The sequence below is a fragment of the Vicinamibacterales bacterium genome (assembly GCA_035699745.1).
GTDB lineage: Bacteria > Acidobacteriota > Vicinamibacteria > Vicinamibacterales > 2-12-FULL-66-21 > JAICSD01.
This window is the reverse complement of the sequence record DASSPH010000069.1, coordinates 143,090-163,418: the sequence shown is the minus strand read 5'-3', so window position 1 is coordinate 163,418 and position 20,329 is coordinate 143,090. Positions and strand designations below refer to the sequence as shown.

At 69.1% G+C, this 20,329-nt stretch carries 14 protein-coding genes; 7 read left to right on the top strand and 7 right to left on the bottom strand.

The window, feature by feature from the left end:
• Nucleotides 1-17 precede the first annotated feature (17 nt).
• Nucleotides 18-1,031 carry an SDR family oxidoreductase gene (locus VFK57_16105; protein ID HET7697237.1) on the top strand — a complete coding sequence of 338 codons (1,014 nt, stop codon included), beginning with the start codon at nucleotides 18-20 and terminating at the stop codon, nucleotides 1,029-1,031.
• On the opposite strand, the gene VFK57_16100 is transcribed toward VFK57_16105, so the two are convergent.
• Genes VFK57_16100 through VFK57_16080 form a run of 5 tightly spaced genes read right to left on the bottom strand, consistent with a single transcriptional unit; the run spans nucleotide 1,032 to nucleotide 9,549 of the window.
• Nucleotides 1,032-2,291, bottom strand: coding sequence for a S41 family peptidase (locus VFK57_16100; GenBank protein HET7697236.1), 1,260 nt, complete (start codon nucleotides 2,289-2,291; stop codon nucleotides 1,032-1,034).
• A gap of 10 nt (nucleotides 2,292-2,301) precedes the next feature.
• Nucleotides 2,302-3,861 (bottom strand): alkaline phosphatase D family protein, encoded by a 1,560-nt coding sequence (locus tag VFK57_16095; protein ID HET7697235.1) that lies wholly within the window; start codon nucleotides 3,859-3,861, stop codon nucleotides 2,302-2,304.
• Nucleotides 3,862-3,890: 29 nt separating this feature from the next.
• A complete protein-coding gene (locus VFK57_16090) occupies nucleotides 3,891-5,024 on the bottom strand; it encodes a P1 family peptidase (protein HET7697234.1) in 1,134 nt (377 codons plus the stop codon).
• 17 nt (nucleotides 5,025-5,041) lie between these two features.
• Nucleotides 5,042-8,263 (bottom strand): TonB-dependent receptor, encoded by a 3,222-nt coding sequence (locus VFK57_16085; protein HET7697233.1) that lies wholly within the window; start codon nucleotides 8,261-8,263, stop codon nucleotides 5,042-5,044.
• A gap of 14 nt (nucleotides 8,264-8,277) precedes the next feature.
• Entirely contained in the window at nucleotides 8,278-9,549 is a 1,272-nt protein-coding gene (locus VFK57_16080; protein ID HET7697232.1) for an acetylornithine deacetylase/succinyl-diaminopimelate desuccinylase family protein, read from the bottom strand.
• A gap of 72 nt (nucleotides 9,550-9,621) precedes the next feature.
• On the opposite strand from VFK57_16080, the gene VFK57_16075 reads away from it, so the two are divergent.
• The 5 genes from VFK57_16075 to VFK57_16055 all read left to right on the top strand — a co-directional run bounded on the left by VFK57_16075 (nucleotide 9,622) and on the right by VFK57_16055 (nucleotide 15,587).
• Complete coding sequence (locus tag VFK57_16075) at nucleotides 9,622-11,040, top strand: sodium:solute symporter family protein (protein ID HET7697231.1); 1,419 nt, start codon at nucleotides 9,622-9,624, stop codon at nucleotides 11,038-11,040.
• Nucleotides 11,041-11,823 carry an SDR family NAD(P)-dependent oxidoreductase gene (locus VFK57_16070; protein ID HET7697230.1) on the top strand — a complete coding sequence of 261 codons (783 nt, stop codon included), beginning with the start codon at nucleotides 11,041-11,043 and terminating at the stop codon, nucleotides 11,821-11,823.
• 44 nt (nucleotides 11,824-11,867) lie between these two features.
• Nucleotides 11,868-12,911 (top strand): tartrate dehydrogenase, encoded by a 1,044-nt coding sequence (locus VFK57_16065; protein HET7697229.1) that lies wholly within the window; start codon nucleotides 11,868-11,870, stop codon nucleotides 12,909-12,911.
• Between the two features lie 21 nt (nucleotides 12,912-12,932).
• The gene (locus VFK57_16060; GenBank protein ID HET7697228.1) at nucleotides 12,933-14,258 is read left to right on the top strand and encodes an aminotransferase class III-fold pyridoxal phosphate-dependent enzyme; all 1,326 of its coding nucleotides are present in this window, start codon (nucleotides 12,933-12,935) and stop codon (nucleotides 14,256-14,258) included.
• Nucleotides 14,259-14,327: 69 nt separating this feature from the next.
• Nucleotides 14,328-15,587: a sigma-70 family RNA polymerase sigma factor gene (locus VFK57_16055; GenBank protein ID HET7697227.1), complete on the top strand. Its 1,260-nt coding sequence runs from the start codon at nucleotides 14,328-14,330 to the stop codon at nucleotides 15,585-15,587.
• Nucleotides 15,588-15,609: 22 nt separating this feature from the next.
• Here VFK57_16055 and VFK57_16050 read toward each other — a convergent pair whose 3' ends face one another.
• On the bottom strand, nucleotides 15,610-16,908 hold the full coding sequence (locus VFK57_16050; GenBank protein ID HET7697226.1) for a PQQ-binding-like beta-propeller repeat protein: 1,299 nt from the start codon (nucleotides 16,906-16,908) through the stop codon (nucleotides 15,610-15,612).
• Between VFK57_16050 and VFK57_16045 the strand changes: the two genes are divergently transcribed.
• Nucleotides 16,810-18,615, top strand: a complete 1,806-nt coding sequence (locus tag VFK57_16045; protein HET7697225.1) for a winged helix-turn-helix domain-containing protein — start codon at nucleotides 16,810-16,812, stop codon at nucleotides 18,613-18,615. The two genes, VFK57_16050 and VFK57_16045, sit on opposite strands and share 99 nt — an antisense overlap.
• Here VFK57_16045 and VFK57_16040 read toward each other — a convergent pair.
• Nucleotides 18,608-20,197: a right-handed parallel beta-helix repeat-containing protein gene (locus tag VFK57_16040; GenBank protein ID HET7697224.1), complete on the bottom strand. Its 1,590-nt coding sequence runs from the start codon at nucleotides 20,195-20,197 to the stop codon at nucleotides 18,608-18,610. The two genes, VFK57_16045 and VFK57_16040, sit on opposite strands and share 8 nt — an antisense overlap.
• Nucleotides 20,198-20,329: the final 132 nt, after the last annotated feature.

Sequence of the window (20,329 nt, the reverse complement as noted above, 5' to 3'; positions counted from 1 at the left end):
TGCTTCCGGTTCGACGCATGAAGAAAAGACGATTCAAGGCAGTAAAGGATCAGGTCATCGTGATCACCGGCGCGTCGAGCGGCATCGGGCTCGCGACCGCGCGGCTCGCCGCCGGCCGCGGCGCGCGCGTGGTCATGGCGGCGCGGAACGAAGCGGACTTGAAGGCCGCCGCGGAAGAGATCTGCGCCAACGGCGGACGCGCGATCGCCGTCGCCGCCGATGTGGCGGACGACACCGCCGTCGCGCGGCTCGGCGAAGCGGCGCTGCTCGAGTTCGGCACCGTCGACACCTGGGTCAACAACGCCGGCCTCTCGATCTACGGCAAGCTGACGGAAGTGCCGCTCGCCGACAAGCGCAAGCTCTTCGACATCAACTTCTGGGGCGTGGTGCACGGGTGCCGCACCGCCATCCGGCTCATGAAGCATCGCGGCGGCGTGCTCATCAACATCGGCAGCGAGGTCTCGGACGTCGCCATACCGCTCCAGGGCATCTACTCGGCGTCCAAGCACGCGGTGAAGGGGTATACGGACGCGCTGCGGATGGAACTCGAACACGACCGTATTCCGATCGCGGTGACGCTGGTGAAGCCGTCGGCCATCAACACGCCGTACCCGGAGCACGCGCGCAGCTACCTGGACGACGGCGTCCCCTCGCTGCCGCCGCCCGTCTACGCGCCCGAGGTCGTGGCCGAGGCGATCCTGCGCTGCGCCGAACGGCCGGTCCGCGACATCATCGTCGGCGGCGCCGGCCGGATGCAGGTCGCGCTGGGCAGCCTCGCGCCGCGCCTGACGGACGTGTACATGGAGCGCATCATGTACAACCAGCAGAAGACCTACGATCGCACGCAGCCGCGCGAGGGGAACCTGGATCGGCCGCAGCGCGACGGACGGGCGCACGGCCCGCACCGCGGCCACGTGATGCGGTCGAGCGTGTATACGCAGGCGGCGCTGTCGGATGTCGCCCGGGCGCTGCCGTATGTCGCCGCGGGAGCGGCGCTGGTCGCCGGCGTGCGCCGCTGGCGCGCCGCGTAGCTACTTCCTGTAGAGCGAGCCCGCCTGTTCGGCGGTGATGGCGCCGCCGAGCAGGGTCAGGGCCCGCGCGAGCACCGGATCGCGCCCGGCAGCCATGTCGGCGCCGGTGGGCAGCAGGATCTCGTCCGGCGTCACCCCCTTGTGCTCCAGGCTCTCTCCGTTCGACATTCGTACGTCGCCGACGGTAATCGAGGTCGCGTACAGCGCGATCGATTCGATGCCGAGCGCATGCGGAAACACGCGCGACGTCATGACCGCCCCCGCCGTGCGGTCGCCGATGACGCTGCCGCGCTTCTCGACCTGCACGAGGCGTGCGAGGATCTCGGCGGCGGAAGCGGAACGGCTGTCCACCAGCACGATCAGCGGCCCCCTGAACGCGTCCCTGCGTCCCTTCGCGCGTTCCACCTTCTCGCCCTTGCGGCCGGTCTCGGTGACGACATGGACCTCGCGATCGAACAGGTGCGAGACGAGCGCGTTCAACGTGTCGACCAGGCCGCCGCCGTTTCCGCGCAGGTCGATGATCAGCGACTTGGCGCCGCGCGCGATCTTCATGGCGCGCTCGACCGCCTTCCTGTCGCCGAACGCCGTGTATTTCCAGATCAGCGTGTCGCCGTGCTTCTGCTCGCGATCGATCTTGATCTCCGTACTGGTCAGGATTTCCTCGAGAAAGTCGGACAGCTGGTTGGGGCGCGCCTCCGTCTTCGAGGCGATGTCCAGCACCTGCTCCGCGCCGCCGGGCTTGCGCACGATGACGCGCTGCATCACCTGCGGACGGATGTAGGTGTAGTAGTAGTTCAGCTGCCACAGGTTCCTGCGGTTCGGCTCGTTCCGGTTCCAGAACAGGATGCGGTCGCCTTGCGCCATCCCCTTCTTCCGCGCGTCGGAGCCCTCCTTGACGAACAGCACGAACGGCTCGTCGCCGACGATGGTCGCCGCCCAGCCGTAGTCGACGCGCGTGACGCGATCGGGCGGAATGAACATCGTGTGCGAGTCGTTCAGCCGCAGCAGCACGTCGGCGAGGATCGTCGTCGTCTCGATCGAGGAGGAGGACGCTTTCAGCCGCCGCTCCGCCTCGCCGAAGACGCCGTCGAGGTCCATCCCGCGATACGTCTTGTCGAAATAGTTGTCGCGAAGATCCGCCTTGATCTGGCGCAGCATCGTCAGGCTGGCCCCCTTGTCGAACTTCGAGATCGTCGGGGCAGGCGGCTGCGCGTGCGCGAGTACGCCGGCGAGCAGCACCGCGGCGGCGGGCTTGAACATGGCGGCCATGCTACGCCGGGGCGAGCTCGTTGGTGTAGATGACCTGGCCGGCGAGATTGTGCAGCCGCGCCGTCAGCGTCCGCGTCTTCGCGTTCGCGCGCAGCGTGCCGAAGAACTGGTGCCCGTCGGACGGCGGCCGGTTGCCCTTCATCCCGGGCGGAATCCCCACGAACTTCGCTTGCGGGCCGAACGTCGCATCCAGGCGGCCCGGCCCGAACGTCCCCGCGTGCAGCGGGCCGGCGACGAACTCCCAGAACGGATCGAAGGTGGTGAACCTGGCGCGCGCGGGATGATACTCGTGCGCGGCGCAGTAGTGCACGTCCGCGGTGATCCAGACGACGTTGCGGACGCGCGCGCGGCGGAGGAAGGCGAGCAGGTCGGCGATCTCCAGTTCGCGGCCGAGCGGCATGCCCGCCTCGTCGTTGGCCACCGCTTCGTAGCGGCCGGCGCCGTCCCCGACGATCAGTCCCAGCGGAAGATCGGCGGCCACGACTTTCCACACCGCCCTCGACCGCTGCAGTCCGGCTTTCAGCCACTGCAGCTGCGCGCGGCCGAGCACCGCCGACGCATCGTCCATCGCGGCCTGGCGGTTCGCGCCGTTGGCTCCCTTGAACGTGCGCATGTCGAGGGCGAACACCTCGAGCAGCGGACCCATGGGGATCGAGCGGTACACGCGCTCGGGGTCGTCGCCGGCCAGCGGCAGCGGGTTGTACTCGAAAAACGCCTGCCGTGCGCGCGCCGCGAGGACGGCGACGGACTTCTCCTTGTAGCGCGCATCCGCGTCGTTGCGCCGCTCCCAGTACCAGTTGTCGCGCACCTCGTGGTCGTCCCACATCACGATCTGCGGCACCTCGGCGATGAAGCGCCGCATGTGTTCGTCGCCGAGGTTGTACTGATAGCAGCCGCGGAACTCGCCAAGGGACTCCGCGACCTTGGACTTCGCTTCCGTCACCACGTTCTTCCACACGCGCCCGTCGTCCAGCTTCACTTCGGCGACGAGCGGCTGATCGGCGTAGATGGTGTCGCCGACGTTGACGAAGACGTCCGGCTGCGCCCGCCTCATCGTCTCGTAGAGTCTCAGGCCGCCCCATTCCGGATTGATCCCCCAGCCTTGTCCGACGGTATCGGCGGACCACGCCAGCGTCACGTCTCGCGGCGTCGCCGACGGCGTGGTGAAGGTGCCGGTGATCGGCTCGCTCCAGGTCCGCAGGTCGGAGAGGTCCTGGTAAATCACGCGGTAGAAGATGCGCTGGCCCTGCGGCAGATCCGTCAGCACGGTGCGCGAGGTGAAGTCGGTGGCGTCGGTCGCCGCCGGACCACGCACCCGGCGAGGATCGCCGAACCGTTCGGTCGTCGAGAACTCGACGAACATCCGGGCGGCGCGATCGCACCGGCTCCAGACGATCGCGCGTCCGCCGCCGACGTCCCCCGCGGTGACGCCGAACGGCATCGAGGGCTTCGCGTTCGGAGCGGTGACGATGGCGGGCGCCTGGGAGCCGGCGTCCGCGCGCCGCGCCCATGCCGCTGCCGGAATCGCGGCGGCCAGCCGCAGGAATTTACGGCGATTCACGCTCACTGGTGGTGGCTCGAGGCTCATGCCTACTTCCTGAACCGCGCCGGCACGGTCCCGAGATCCCGCGCCGACGGCAGGCCGTTCGAGGATGTCGCTTCGGTGGCGGCTCGCACGATCGCGTCCGCCATCACCTCCGCCGCGAGCGATCCGATCTGTCCGTAGTTCACCTGGCCGTCCCAGGTGCCCGTTCCGGCGGAGAAGATCGTGTCGCCGTCACCCGGCGTGTGAACCGGCGAGATCGCCCTCGCGAAGCCGTCGTGCGCCATCTGCGCCACCTTCTGCGCCTGGACCTTCGTCAGCTTCGCGTTGGTCGCGACCACGCCGATCGTGGTGTTTTCCCCGGCCCGCCCGTCGCGGCTGCCGCCGCCGCGCAGCAACCGGCGTGCGTCGAGCAGCTTGCCGTCCGCGCCGCGGGCACCCGCGACGACCTGGCCCGTCAACGGATCGATGATGTCGCCCACGGCGTTCACCGCGACGATCGCGGCGACGACGAGGCCGTTCGCGAGCTTGATGGCGGCCGACCCGATGCCGGCCTTCATGGGGCCGCCGCCGCTCGCCCGCCCGCCGGACTTGCCGACGGTCGCCCCGGCCCCGGCGCCGACGTTCCCCTCCTGCACCGGCGCCTCGGACGCCGCGGCCGCGGCCTTGTATCCGCAGTCGGCGTCCGGCCGCACCCTGGGCTTGCCGCCGAACCCGAGATCGAACAGGATGGCCGCGGGCACTATCGGGACGACGCCGCTGGCGCCGACGGGGTAGCCGATGTTGCGTTCGTCCAGCCACTTCATGACGCCCGACGCGGCGTCGAGCCCGAAGGCGCTGCCGCCGCTCAGCGAGATGGCGTTCACGATCTGCACGTTGTTGACCGGATCGAGCAGGTCGGTCTCCCGCGTGCCCGGCGCGCCGCCGCGCACGTCCACGCCGCCCGTCGTCCCTTCCTTGAAGAGGATGGCGGTGCATCCGGTCGGCCGCTCGCTCAACGTCGTGTGGCCGACCTTGATCCCCTCGACCGCGGTCAGCGTCATGTTGTCTGCGGCAGGTCTGGCGAACGCCGCCGCCTTCGGGTCGGGCGCCGCGCCGGCCGGCGACTGCGGCTGGCCGGCGAGCGTGGCCGTTGCGGCGATGGCGGCGGCGGTGCAGATGGCGGCGTGTCGGTGGCGCATGGAGGCGGTCTCCCGCTCTAGAAAAGATACTTGATGCCCAACTGAATGACGCGGCCGTCCTGGGCCGTCGTGATCCGGCCGAAATTCGCCGTGCCGACCGCGGTTCCCGGATTGCCGAAGCGCACCTGGTTGAACACGTTGAAGGCCTCGATGCGGAACTGCACGCGCCGTGCGCCGCCGAACCCCACGTTCTTGAACAGCGACAGGTCGGTGGAGGCGAAGCCGGGTCCGCGAATCGAGTTGCGTCCGGCGTTCCCCGGGCGTTCGCCGGTCGCCGCCAGCGGGCGCGCGGCGATGCACGAGGTCCTGAACCATTGATCCGTCGTGCGCGGCGCGTTCTCGTTCGGATCGCACGTCGCATCCGGACGGTTGGTCAGGAAGCGGATGTCGAGGCCGTTGTTCGCCGGGTCGGTGACCGACAGCGGGAATCCGCTCTGCGTCTGGACGATGCCGTTCAGCTGCCAGCCGCCGGCGAGGTGCTCGAGGGCCGCACCGAAGTTCCGCGGCGTCGGCAGCTCGGCGCCGAAGCTGACGACGAAGCGTTGACGCACGTCGAAGAGTGCGTCGGCCCACTCGAGCGCCAGCGCCCGCTCGATCGATGCGTCGTCGCCGACGGTGACCGGGAGGACCGGCCGCGTCTCGCCGCCGATGTTCAGGCCGGAGACGTGATCCCTGGCGTGCGCGAGGGTATAGGACGCGAGGAAGTTGATGCCGCGGGTGGAGCGAAGACGGGCGCTCATCTGCAGTGAGTCATAGCGCGACTGCGCGACCGAGAAGGTCGGACGCACCAGCGCGAACGCCGGGAAGATGCGCGCTCCGCGCGACGTCTGTCCCGGCACGTACACGCCGGGATTCACTTCCATGAAGATCGGCAGGTGGCGTCCCCGCGAGCCGACGTAGCCGGCTTCGAGACCGAGGCTTCGGCCGACCTGCCGCTGCACGGTCGCGTTGAAATGATGCGCGTACGGCGTGACGAAGTCCTCGCCCCAGCCGATGATCGTGAGATTCGCCGGGAAGCGCGACGGGCCGCCGGCGATGGCCGCCAGCGGATTCGCGAGCGTCAGCGACGCCGGCGGCGCCTGCAGTTCGACGAGCGGCGTGAACGGCGGCGCGAGGACGCCGTTCTGGAAGAAGTCTCCCTGTCCGGCGAGCGCGTCGTAGAAGATGCCCCACGCGCCGCGGACTGTCGTCCGTCCGTCTCCCGCGGGATCCCACACGATGCCCAGCCGCGGCGCGACGTTGTTGGCGTCGGTCGCGTACGTGCCGCGCGGCACCCCCGGATCGCCCGGATAGACGAGCCCGACCGGCGCGTCCGGGAACCGCTGCGACTGCACGCCCGGATGGAAGGCGTTCAGCGCGTCGTTCTTGTCGACGAACGGCTGCGCCAGTTCGTAGCGCACACCGGCCGTGACGGTGAGGCGCGGCCCCGCGCGCCACTCGTCCTGCGCGTACGCCGAGTAGAGCCAGCCGGTCCCGTCCTGCGCCTGGTTGGTCGTGGTCCGCCGGAACTGCGAGGGCAGACCCAGCAGGAAGTCCGCGGCGGCGTTGCCGGTGAACGTGTTCGCGAACGCGAAGTCGCCGTTCGGCCGGTTGATGAACGCGATCACCATGTGCTCGTTGCGCACGTCGGCGCCGAACTTCAGGGCGTGGCTGCCGCGCGCCCACGTGAAGTCGTCGGTGATCTGGAACACCTCGTTGACGCGCTTCACGAACGGCTGGTTGGCGTCGCCGAGACTGAAGAAGCCGGCGATCGAGATCGCCGCCAGCCCCTGCGCGAGCGGATTGGTGTTCGGCACGTTGATGCCGAAGTCCTCGTTCTTCAGGCCGCTGGTGATCGCCGGCCGCGCGTTGATGCGGTTGTACGAGATGCGCGCGACGTTGATCGCCCGCGGCGTCACGATGAAGGTGTGCGATCCCATGTAGTCGTTCAGCGTGGCCTGCGAGGTGTTTCCGATCGCATTGGTCACCGGCGGCGTTTCCGCCGCCGTCGTGGTCCGCAGGTAGCGGCCGAGGAAGGCATGCTTCGCGCTCAGTTGAAAGTCGACACGTGTGCCGATCGAGTCCCGGTCGTCCACCGTCTCGGGTGACGCGACGTAGCGGTTGGGCAGCGTGTTGGCGCGGGGCACGAACTGCTCGATCAGGCCTCGCGCCACCGGACTGATCCGGTCCGAGGGGATGACGTTGCCCGTGAACGGCTGCCCGGTCTGCGGATCGCGGATGGCGGCGCCGCCGGAGAAATCGCCGTGACGCTGCGCGTCGCTGAGGACGACGACGTTCGTGGTGTTGCCGCGGCGGTTGCGATATCCCTCGTAATAGCCGAAACCGAACAACCGGCTGCGAACCAGCGGTCCGCCGACCGCGCCGCCGAACTGATTCTGTTTCAGCTTCGGCTTCGCCTGGTCGACCGGAGCAAAGAAGTTTCTCGCCTGCAGCGCGTCGTCGCGGTTGAACTCCCAGGCCGCGCCGTGCAGCTCGTTGGTGCCGCCGCGGGTGACGACGTTGACGACGGAGCCGGAGTTGCGCCCGAACTCGGCGTTGTAGGAATGCGTCTGGATCTTGAACTCCTGGATGGCGTCGGGCGGCGGCCGCATCACGAATCCGGTGTTGAAGCTGTCGTTGTTGCTGGCGCCGTCGAGCAGGAAGTTGTTCGACTGATTGCGCATGCCGTTGACGTTGAAGCCGCTGGTCGCCGCACCGAAGCCGCCCGGCGTCGCATCCCCGGCGCTGCCGCCGAGCCCGCCTGGCGGCGCCACCACCCCCGGGATCAACGTGCCGAGCTGGGTGAAGTTGCGGCCGTTCAGCGGCAGCTCGGTCACCTTCTGCTGATCGATCGTGATGCCGAGCGTGGCGTGCGACGTCTCGACCAGCGGCGTCTCGATCGTCACCGTCACGTTCTCTTCCAGCCCGCCGACGGTGAGCCGGAAGTCGGCGCGGCTGGTATCGCCGACCGATACGTCGATGGCCTCGCGGATCACCGGCTTGAATCCGCTCAACGTCGCCTTCACCTGGTATCGCCCAGGCTGGAGCAGCGGCAGCGAGTAGAACCCATCGGCGCCGCTGGTCGTGGTGCGGACGACGCCGGTGGCGGTGTTCCTCGCGTCGACGCTGACGCCGGGCATCACCGCGCCGGACTGGTCGGTGATCACCCCGGTGATGCTGCCGGTGGCCTGCGCCGCCGCCGGCGCGGCGGTGACGGCCGCGAGGATCGCGATGGCGATGGCGGCGGACATCCTCTGCATCTGAGTTCCTCCAGTCAGCAGACGGTCCTGGTGAGGTCGAGGACCGCCAGCGCGATCACCCGGGTCGCGTTCATGAGATCGGCGACGTCGCAGTACTCATCCGGCTGGTGCGCGAGATCGAGGATGCCGGGGCCGTACGCGACGCAGTGTGGCACGCCGGCAATCCGCGCGAAATGCTTCTGATCGTAGGTCCCCGGGCTGGCCACGAGACTGCTCCGGCCGAGCACGCGCTGCAGCGCCCGCTCGAGCGCCGCGACCACCGGTGAGCCGTCCGGCGTGACCGTCGGATGGACGACCATCAGGTCGCGCAGCGCGTAGTCGAAGTCGGGGAGGTCGCGCGCGATGCCGTCGAGCAGATCGACGATCTCGGCGCGCGTCCGCTCGAATCCCTCTTCCAGCAGGAAGCGGCGATCGAACACCGCGCGGCAGCGGTCGGCGACGCACGGGGTCTGAATCCCGTCCACCGGCTGCCCGCCGACGATGCCGTTGATGTTCAGGGTGGCGTGGCGCGCCGCCGCCGGTATGACCGGGACGTCGGTGCGGCGCGACGCCAGCGCCGGCTGCAGCCGATGCCGCATCCGTTCGAGAACCACGCCGAGGTGATCGACGGCGTTCACGCCGTGGAACGGCATGCTGCCGTGCGCGATCCTGCCGCGCGTCTCGACTTCGAACCAGTAGACGCCGCGATGGCCGACGCAGATGCGATCCACGTACAGCGGCTCGGGGATGATGGCGAAATCGGTGCGGTCCGCGCTGATGCGCTTCTGCTGCGCCAGCCACGCGACGCCGGCGAAGCCGCCGCTCTCTTCGTCGACCGTGCCGCTGATCTCGACGCTGCCGTGCAGCGCGACGTCGGCGCGGCGGATCGCTTCGACCGCGAACACGGCGGCCGCGACGCCGGCCTTCATGTCGCACGCGCCGCGCCCCCAGATCCGGCCGTCGCGCACCTCGCCGCCGAACGGATCCACGGTCCACCCCGCACCGGGCGGGACGACGTCGAAATGGCCGTTGAGGTGAACGAGCGGGCGCGAGGCCCGGCCTCGGCGCGTGCCGATGACGTTGAGACGCGGATGCGCCGGCGTGTGCTCGGGCCGCCCCTCGGCGGCGTGATACTCGATCTCCAGCCCGTGCGCGGCGAGCGTTTCGCCGATCAGGCGGGCGCACGCTTCGTAATGCTCTCCCGGCGGGTTCACGGTGGGGATGCGGATGAGGGCGGAGGCGAAGGCGACCGCTTCCTCCTCGAGCGCCTCCACCTGCGCGAGCACCCGGTCGGCTGTCGGCGCCATTGATCCTGTGGCAACTTGTTCCAAGCGGCGGAAGATTGTCAAACGCGCCGCCATGCTACGATGCCCGGTTTCGTGAGCATTCATCTCGGCCTGCTCATCGGCTACTCGATCCTGTTGACCGCGGTCGGCCTGTGGATCGGGCGGTTCGTGCGCGGCTCGGGCGATTTCTTCGTCGCCGGCCGGACGCTGGGGGCGCCGCTGCTCTTCTCGACCGTGCTGGCGGCCAACATCGGCGCCGGCACCACGGTGGGCGCCGCGGGGATGGCGTACCGGGACGGCCTCAGCGCGTGGTGGTGGAACGGCACCGCCGGGCTCGCGTCGTTCGTGCTCGCCTTCTGGGTCGGCCCGCGGATCTGGCGGCTGGCGAGCGCGCACGGCTTCTACACCGCGGGGGATTTTCTCGAGCATCGCTACGGCCAGCAGGTCCGCGTCGTCATCGCCGCGCTGGTGTGGATCGGAACGCTGTTCATCCTCGCCGGGCAGTTGATCGCCGGGGCGGCCGTGCTCGAAGTGGTGGCGGGCATTCCGCGCGGCGCCGGCGCGGCGATCGGCGCGGTGGTGATGACGATCTATTTCGTCGCCGGCGGCCTGCTCAGCTCGGCATGGGTGAACCTGCTGCAGCTCGTCGTCCTCATGATCGGGTTCGCGCTGGCGGTTCCGCCGGTGCTCTCGGCCGTCGGCGGCCTGTCGGGCCTGGCATCCAGCGCCGCGCTGCCCCCGGGGTTTCTCGATCCGTTCTACACCTCGCCGGCGACGTCCGTGTCGGGCTGGAAGCTGCTCGCGATCTACGGTCCGGCGTTCATGCTGTCTCCGGGGCTGCTGCAGAAAGCGTACGGCGCGCGCGACGAAGCTGCGGTGAAGATCGGCATCGCCGCGCAAGGCGCCTGCCTGCTGGTCTTCTCGTTCATCCCCGTGTTCTTCGGCATGGCCGCACGCGTGCTGCATCCGTCGGTCGCGAGCATCAACCTGGTGTTGCCGACCGTGTTCGCCGAGGACATGGCGCCGTGGCTCGGGGCGCTGGGCCTGGCGGCGGTGTTTTCCGCCGAGGTGAGCACGTGCGACGCGATTCTGTTCATGCTGTCGACGTCGCTCTCGAAGGACCTGTACAAGCGGATCATCAATCCTGCGGCGAGCGACGCCCAGATGCTCCGCGTGGCGCGAATCGCCGCCGTCGCCGGCGGCGCGATCGGCACCGTGCTGGCGGTGCAGCTCTCGACCATCGTCTCGGCGCTGGCGATCTTCTACTCGCTGGCGGGGGTGAGTCTCTTCGTGCCGGTCATCGCCGGCCTGGCCGGGAAGCGCGGCGGGGCGCCGGAGGCGCTCGCCGCGATCGCCGCAGGGATCGCGACACTGCTCGCCGTACAGGTGGCGACGGGGGGGATCGGGTACGGCATCTTCAATCCCAACCTGCTCGGCCTGATCGCGTCGGCGATCGCCTATGCGATCGTGTATGTCGCGCGCGGGCGCGGGGCCGGCGTGGAGGCGGTGTAGATGGATCTGTTCAGTCTGACGGGCAAGACCGCGGCGGTGATCGGCGCCGGCTCGGGCATCGGGGAAGCGGTGGCGCTCGGCTGCGCGCGCCAGGGGGCGCGGGTCGTGTGCCTCGACGTCAACGACACGGCGGCGCGCGGCGTCGCCGAGCGGGCGCGCCGCGACGGCGGCCAGGCGGAGAGCGCGGCGCTCGACATCCGCGACGCCGGCGCCGTCGATCGGGCCTTCGCCGATCTCGACGCCAGGTACGGCGTCGACGTCGCGATCTGCACGCCCAGCATCAACGTCCGCAAGCCGATCCTGCAGTACACGGACGAGGAGCTGTCGCGGGTGCTCGACGTCAACATCAAGGGGAACTTCCACGTGCTGCGCGCGGCCGGGCGGGTGATGACGCCGCGAAAGAAGGGCAGCATCATTCTCTTCTCGTCGATCCGATCGCAGGTCGTCGAGCCGGGGCAGGCCGCCTACGCCGCCACCAAAGCGGGCATCGTCCAGCTCGCCCGTACCGCCGCGGCCGAGTTCGGCCCGCACGGCGTCCGGGTCAACGCCATCGGCCCGGGCGTGATCGAGACGCCGCTGACCGCCCCGATCAAGGCCAACGCGGACTGGTACAACGCGTACGCGGCCAAGAGCGTGTTCAAGCGCTGGGGCAAGCCGGAGGAGCTGGTCGGCGCGACGGTGTTCCTCGCCTCGGATGCCGCGAGCTACGTTACGGGATCGATCATTTTCGTCGATGGCGGCTGGCTCGCGGCCGACGGCCGCTTCTCGCCGCCGGGTATGTAGTGTGACAGTGAAAGGGTGAGACGTTGGCCAAGTCGCGTGTAGCAGTGATTGCCGGAGACGGAATCGGCAAGGAAGTGATCCCCGCCGGGATCGAAGTGGTCAAGAAAGCGGCGGCGCTCTGCGGCGCCGGGATCGAGTTCACGGAGTTCCCGTGGGGATGCGATTTCTATCATCGCCACGGCAGGATGATGGACCCGGACGGGTTCGAGCGCCTGCGCGAGTTCGACGCGATCTATCTCGGCGCGATCGGCGATCCGTCCGTGCCCGATCACGTCTCGGTGTGGCAGCTGATCCTGCCGATCCGTCAGCGATTCGATCAGTACGTCAACCTCCGCCCGATGCGGCTCGTCGCCGGCGCGAAGACGCCGCTCGCCGGCCGCGGCGCGCCCGACATCGACATGATCTGCGTGCGGGAGAACTCGGAAGGGGAATATGCCGGCATCGGCGGACGCCTGCATCCGGGCACCCCCGAGGACGTCGCGCAGCAGGTGAGCGTGATGACGCGGCGCGGCATCGAGCGGATCGCCCGGTACGCGTTCGAGACCGCGTCGAAGCGGCCGCGCAAGCTGCTGGCGAGCGCCACCAAGTCCAACGCCCTGCAGTACACGATGGTCCTGTGGGACGAGGTGGTCGACCGCGTCGCCGCGGACTACCCGGGGGTCTCGTGGCGCAAGTACCACGTCGACGCCCTGGTGGCCCGGATGGTCACCGATCCCGGCAGCCTCGACGTGATCGTCGCGTCGAACCTGTTCGGCGATATCCTCACCGATCTCGGCGCCGCCGTATCGGGCAGCCTCGGCATCGCCCCGAGCGGCAACATCAACCCGGAACGGCGGTACCCGTCGATGTTCGAGCCGATACATGGATCGGCGCCGGACATCGCGGGGAAGGGAGTGGCCAACCCGATCGGCGCCATCTGGGCCGGGGCCCTGATGCTCGATCATCTCGGCGCACGGGAAGGGCACGACGCCATCGTCGCCGCGATCGAGCGCGTGATGGGCGGCAGCGGTCCGCGCACGCCGGACCTCGGCGGCCGGGCCGGCACGAAGGACGTCGCGAACGCGATTCTCGCGGAAGTCAGGACGTAGTCGCCCTCGGGAGGAGAAGGGATGAACACCGTGGACACTGCGGTTGCGGGCCTCAGCGGCCAGACCATCGTCGATCTCACGAAGAAGCACACGTTGTTCGAGTGGTCGGCGCAGGGGGCGATCGATCCGATTCCGGTCGCCGGCGCGAAGGGCTGCTGGTTCTGGACGCCGGAGGGAAAGCGGTATCTCGACTTCAACAGCCAGTTGATGTGCGTCAACATCGGCCATGGCGACGAGCGGGTGATCCGCGCGATCCAGCAGCAGGCCGAGACGCTCGCCTACGCGAATCCGTTCATGGCGACGGAAGCGCGGGCCCGTCTGGGTCGCAAGCTGGCGCAGATCTGCCCGGGCGACATCGAGGTGTTCTTCTTCACCAACGGCGGCGCCGAAGCCAACGAGAACGCCATCAAGCTGGCGCGCTTCTACACCGGACGGCACAAGATCCTGTCGTTCTACCGGTCGTACCACGGCGGCACGGCGGGGGCGATGATGCTGACCGGCGATCCGCGGCGATGGTCCTCCGAGCCCGGCATGCCGGGGGTCGTCCACGTGCTGAACCCGTACCACGGCGTGCAGCAGGGCTGGGAGAGCGCCGCGGCGGCGCTGGCGCGGATCGAGGAGACGATTCAGCTCGAAGGGGCGCACACGATCGCCGGCTTCATCCTCGAGCCGGTGACCGGGACCAACGGCGTGCTCGTCCCGCCGGACGGCTTCATCCAGGGAATCCGGGAGCTGTGCACCAGGTACGGCATCCTGATGATCGCCGACGAAGTGATGTCCGGCTTCGGCCGTACCGGGGAATGGTTCGCGGTCGATCACTGGCGGGTCGTGCCCGATCTGATCACGATGGCCAAAGGGCTGACGAGCGCCTACGTTCCGCTCGGCGCCGTCGGCATGCGGCGCGTCATCGCCGATCACTTCAAGGACCGGGTGTTCTTCGGCGGCCTCACCTACAACAGCCACCCGCTCGGCTGCGCCACCGCGCTCGCGACGTTGAAGGTGTACGAAGACGACAACCTGATCGAAGCCGCGCGGAAGATGGGCGGCGTGATGAAGGACCTTCTGGCGCAGCTCCAGTCGCGGCACGCGATCGTCGGCGCCGTCCGCTCGATCGGCCTCTTCGGCATCGTCGAGCTGGTGAAGGATCGCGAGTCGATGGAGCCGCTCGCGCCGTTCAACGGCACGTCAGAGCCGATGAATCACCTGCGCCGCATCTTCCGCGAAGAGGGGCTCTACACCTTCGTCCGCTTCAACTACTTTTTCGCCAACCCGCCGCTGACCATCACGGAGGAAGAGCTGCGCCACGGCTTCGATATCGTCGACCGCGCCCTGGCGCAGATAGGCTAGCCGGCGGCTCGGGGGGAGTCCGTCACGTTCGGCCGCCACTGGTGTCTTCTCGTCAGTAGCGTGGATCGCGTGGAGCCGCTCACCCAGTTCGTCCAACGGGCCCGAAGGGGCGATGTCGACGCCTTCGGGGACGTCGTCCGCCTGACCCAGCGGATGGCCTTCGCGCTGGCGTACAACGTCCTGCGTGACGCCGGCCTGGCCCAGGACGCGGTCCAGGAAGCCTACCTCGTCGCGTTCCGGCGGCTCTCGGACCTCGAGGACGCCGCCGCATTCCCCGGATGGTTCCGGCGCGTTGTGATCACGACGGCCCTGAACACGCGGCGCGCGCGCCGCCATACGTTCCTCCAGCTGGAGGACGCCCCGGACGTGCCCATCCTCGACGAGCAGGAAGAACGGTGGTCCGAGGCGAAGCGTCTGCGTCTCGCCCGGGCGCTGCTGACACTCACGCGCGAAGAGCGCCGCCTGTGCGATCGCCGTTACCACGGCGACTGGAACACGGCGCGTCTGGCGGCGGATGCGGGCATCGACGAGACCGCCATGCGCAAGCGGCTGCAGCGCATTCGCGACAAGCTGCGGAAGGAGATGGAGATGACCGAACGGCGCGTGCTCGACCTCGATCGGCTGCCCGGGGACATGCCGGCGAAAATCGTGGAGCTGCTGGCGCGGCCGCAGCTCACCGAGCTGCCGGAGAACCCCGTGGCCATCGTGCTGGAGGCCGTGCGTGCGGTGTTCCCCGACTTCGAGCCGCGCGAGCTGCCCGAGGTCGTGGACTGGGCGGAGGCGGAGCGGACGATCGCGCGCGACGCGGTCTACGTGGACGTCCGCGAGCTGCATCGCATCGACGACCGCCGGATCCTGCGTTATGACCTGACGCTGCCGCTCCTGATGAACGTCCGGTTCGAAGGGACGCCGCTCCGCATCTTCTCGACCGGGAAGACCTACCGCGTCTGCGAACCGGACTCGACCCATCTCGAGGCGTTCCACCAGGCGGAAGTGTTCTGCCTCGATCGGCGCGATCGGCTCGACAAGTGGCAGATCATGTCGCGCGTCCTGCAGTCCGTCGACGCGACGATGCCCGGGCTGCCCGTGCGGATCGCGCCGACGTCGTACGCGATGTGCAGCGAAGCGTTCGACATCGACGTCGAGCAGCACGGCCGGTGGTGGGAAGTGCTTGCGTTCGGCGTCTTCACCGATCGCGTGGTCGGGCACCTCGGCGGCGATCCTGCTGTGCACACCGCGGTCGGCGTCGGCTACGGACTCGAACGCCTCGCCATGCTGCGCTACGGCATCGACGACATCCGCAAGCTGGACGTCAGCAACGTCGCGTAAGACGCGGGTGCAACAGGCGCACTCACTTCGGTGAGTAGTCCATGCCGTGCGGCCGCCCGCTGTAAGGAAGCCTCTGCACGACGGCGTGTCCTGCCTGATGATCGACGACCGCCAGCCCGGGCTGGGCGCCGCCTTCGAATGACACGAACGTGAATCGCCCGCTCGGCGCGGTCCACTGGTGTCCGGCGATCGTATTGGATTCGTCGGCGGCGCTGAGCGGGACGAGCGTCACGGCCAGGGACTCGGTGTCGATCACCGCGAGCCGCGCCGGTGCGACGCGCAAGCCGACGGTGAGCAGCTTTTCGTTCGCAGACAACGACAGCGTATCGGGCAGCCCGAGCGTCAGGATGTCGGCGTAGCTCGGCGTCTCCAGGTCCACCACGGCGAGGCGATTGGCGGTACGCCGCGTGACGTAACCCGTCTTGCCGTCGTGAGTCACGACGAGCTCGTGAATCTGCGGAATCGCGAGGCGCCAGAGAACCGCGCCCGAACGTGGGTCCATCGCCACCAGTTCTCCCGCGCCCTCGTTCGCCAGGTAGAGCAGGTTGCCGTCGGGCGAGAACACACCGGCATGAATGCGTCCGGATGTCGTGGCGGTGTTGCTGTCCCACTCGCCAATCACTACGTCGTCGAGCGTATCGATGACCGCGACCCGGTCGGTTCCGAACAGCCCCACCGCCACCAGCTTGCCGCCGGTGCTGGCGTGGACGTGGTGCGGGCGGGCGCCCGCGGCGAAGGTAATGCGATGCAGTATGGCGCCGGTGTCGGCATCGATGATGGCGACTGCTGGCGGTGTGCCAAATTCCTCCGCCACGTAGACTTTCCCCTTGGCATACGCCAGGTCGCCGGGCTGCGACGCGGCCGCCATGGGGACGGTTCGAATCAGGTCACCGGTGGCGGCGTCGAACGCGGCGATGCTGTGCGCGCCCCGGTTTGCCGTCCACACCGTTCCGTTGACGGCCCGCTCGCCGTCCGCCAGGACGCCGGCCGCCGTCGAGATCCCGAGAATCAGCAACAATCCTGCGGGTTTCATAGCCCCTCCTGAGTCCCGCACTGTTGTCCGGCGCGGACCAACCAGGCGATGCACGGGAGGTGAATTCGTGGTGAACTGTGTCGGGAACGCGGCATGCGGCTTCGATTCGAGCGGTTCGAGTTCGACCAGGATCAGGGCGAGCTGTACCTGGACGGCGTCCGCATCCCGCTGCAGGAAAAGCCGCGGCAGGTGCTCGCCGCCCTGCTGGCGCGACCCGGGCAGATCGCGACCCGCGACGAGCTTCGGGAGCGGCTGTGGGGAACCGACACCTTCGTCGATTTCGAGCACGGGCTGAACACCGCGATCAAGAAGGTGCGGAAGGCGCTCGGCGACTCGGCGGATGCACCGCGTTTCGTCGAAACCCTGGCCCGGCGCGGTTATCGGTTCATCGCGCCGGTGACGGTCGTCACCGCCGATCTGAACGCGGCGGGGCTGGTGAGAACGCCGCCGGCGCCGCCACCACCGGTCGCGCGGGCAAACCGCGCGGTCGGCCGGCTGCTTGCCACGGTGGTGATCCTCTCGGCGGCCGCCGGTGTGTGGTTCGCGTACCGGCAGGGACTGACGGCTCCGGCGCAGGAACGCCAACGGCCAGCCCAGCTCGCCGTCCTGCCGTTCCGGGTGCTCCCGGGCACGGCGGCCGGCGACATGTCATACGTCGGCGTGGCGATTGCTGACGCGATCATCACGCGGCTCGCCGGCACCGGACGGCTCGCCCTGCGCGCGACGCCGGCCGTGCTTCCCTACCGCGACGCCCAGATCGCTCCGGCGAGCATCGCATCCGCCCTGGGCGTGCAATACCTTCTGATCGGCACGATTCAGCCCAGCGACAGCTCGTATCGCTTCCGGGTGCAGCTCGTCGACGCGAACGGGATCGTCGTGTGGGGCCGCGCGTACGACGAGCCTCGGGGCGCGCTGCTCGTGATCGAGGACCACATCGCCGGGCAGATTGCCGCCGCCCTTGGCGTGCACCTGTCGCCGCCCGAGCGCGCCCGTCTCCACCGCCGGTACACCGAGAACCCGGAGGCCTACGATCTGTATCTCCGCGGCCGGGCGCTGCTCGTCAGCTACACGGATCCGCGGATGCGCGAGGCGCTCCGCTATTTCGAGCAGGCGGTGGCGCTGGACGAGCGCTATGCGCTGGCCCACGCGGGAATGGCCACCGCGGCGGCGTGGTTCAGCGTGCGGTATGCCTACGAGAGCGAGGCGCTGGCGTGGGGCAGGCGGGCGGACGACGAGGCACACCTGGCGCTGGCGCAGGATCCGCTGCTCGCGGACGCGCAGCTCGCGATCGCGAGCGCCGCCGGCACGTTGTACGGCGGATTCAACTGGAAGGCCGTCCTCGACGGCACGCGCACCGCGCTGGCGCTCGATCCCTCGCTCGACCTCGCGCACGTCGTCAGGATGCGTGCGCTGTATCATCTCGGCCGCTTCGACGACGCGGCCGACGAGGCGCGCCTCGCGCGCACGCTGAATCCCGGATCGAACGTCGAGATCGCGCGGATCGAGGCCGCGATTCTCATCGCCCGCGGCGACTACGCCGCGGCGCTCGCCGCCGCGAACCGGCTGGTGCGGGAAACGGACGTGCCGGCGGCCCGGCATTACCTGGGCCTCGCGCGCTACTACTCTGGCGACGCCGCAGGCGCGCGCGACGTGCTCGCGTCAGTGATGCGGGGCGGCAAGCCCGACGTCCGCGCGCAGGCCTCGCTCGCCTCCGTCGAAGCGGCGGCCGGCCTCACCGCGCCGGCGCGCGAGCGCATCGCCGCCATCGTCCGCGGCGCGTACATGGATCACCACGTCGCCTACAGTCTCGGCGCGGCGTACGCGCAGCTCGGCGATCGCCGGAACGCGCTCACCTGGCTGCAGCGCGCGGTCGACAGCGGGCTGCCGTGCGGCCCCTGCCTTGCGCGCGACCCGCTGCTGGAGCCGCTGAGAGGCGATCCGGCGTTCAAGAGGATGCTGAGCGACCTCGAGAACAAACCCCCGCCCGCTATTTGACGACGTAGCAGGCGGAAAACTCCGACGTGTCGCCGTTGGCCGCCGTCGCGGTCGACGTCAGCACCCATCCAGCCGGGACGAGGTACGGGAGCGCGACGTTGAGGAACGTCCCGTCGCCGCTGGCGTCGGTCGCCACTGTCGTGGACCCGAGGTAATACTGACCCTCGCCGAATCCGGACGGGTCGCACGCCGGACTGGCGAAGAACTGGACCAGGAAGTTCGAGTTGGGCGTGGAGTGGAGTCCGCCCGCCACCGTCGTCCGGCCGCCGGCGTTCGACGACCACGTCACCGCGGGAAAGTTCTGCCGGTTGTTGCCGCCGGTGTCCGCGTCGAGATGATCGTTTGCGTCGACGTTGTCCCACTCGCGGTACTGATTGTTGATGCCGAATGCGAGGTTGTCGTAGACGGAGTTGGCGATGAACCGGTTGCCGGTGCCGAAGCCAACGAGGATGCCGCCGCCCGGGCCGTCCGGTCCGAAGGGGAACATGCCGTTATTGGTGATCGTGTTGGCGTAGATCAGGTTGTTGCTCGCCGTCGCCTCCGTATTGAAGTCCTTCATGAAGCCGTCGTAGAAGAGCACTCCTTCGTAGGTGTTCCCCGCGATGTAGTTGTAGGCGACGATGTTGTTGTCGGAGCGCATCTGGACGCCGCGCGCGTTGCTCAGCGTGCCGGGCTCGGGCCACAGGCCGATACTCGTCTCGCCGAGTTTGTTGGTGCCGATCCAGTTGCCGAGGACGTAGTTGCCGTCCGCCTTGCCCCAGAGCCTGACGCCCGTTGCCCGGTTGCCGGCGATGAGGTTGCCCGCGCCAGGTTCGAGGCCGCCGATGAAGTTCCCCGGCGCGTCGTGGACGGCGACCCCGCGCCCTTCGTTGCCCAGCGGGAACATCCCGGTCGCGTCGAGACCGATGAAATTCCCCTGCACGACATTGTTGGCCGCCGACGCGCCGTAAATCATCAGACCGCCCATGATGTCGCGGCCGGTGTTGCCGGAGATCACGTTCCGCTGAGAGACCTGGCGCCCGCCGATCCGATTGTTGGGCGCTTCGATCCGGATGCCGGTCTGCTGGTTCGGCACCGCGGCGTCGCCGGCGGCGTTGAGGCCGATGTAGTTGCCTTCGATGACGTTGCCGCCGGGGCCGGACACGAACACGCCGTCGCCGCCGAAGCCGTTCACGATCACGCCGCGCAGCGTGCAGCCGCCGGCGGAGATCTTGATCCCGTCGCCGAGGCTGCTCGTGCCGCGGATCTCGATGAGCGGCGTGCCGCCGAACCCGGGCTGGGTCGTCCCGTCGATGACGACCGGCTGGGTGATGGTCGGCAGGCTCGACGACAGGCTGATGCGCCTGGGGCCGCTCCCGATCGCAAAGGTGATGGTGTCGAGCGAGGAACTGGCGTTGGCTTCCTGGATCGCGGCCCGCAACGTACAGACGCCGCCGCTCGTCCGGCACACCCCGTTGCCGGCACTGCTGTCGGATGCGTTGCCGGCGTCGTTGACGACGAAGGTCGCCGCCTGCGCCGCGGCCGCCGGGGCGAGGGCGGCGAGGAGTCCGACGAGCACGGCGCGAGCCGCGTGACGCTTCATGATCGGTCAGTCCTTTCTGCTGGACCCGGGCACACTGGCGCCTTGCTGCCAGATCGCCGGCCGGCCGCCACCTCTGCAAAGCGGCGCGCCGGCGGAGCGCGAACCCAAGCGGCTACGGTTGAATGACTTAGC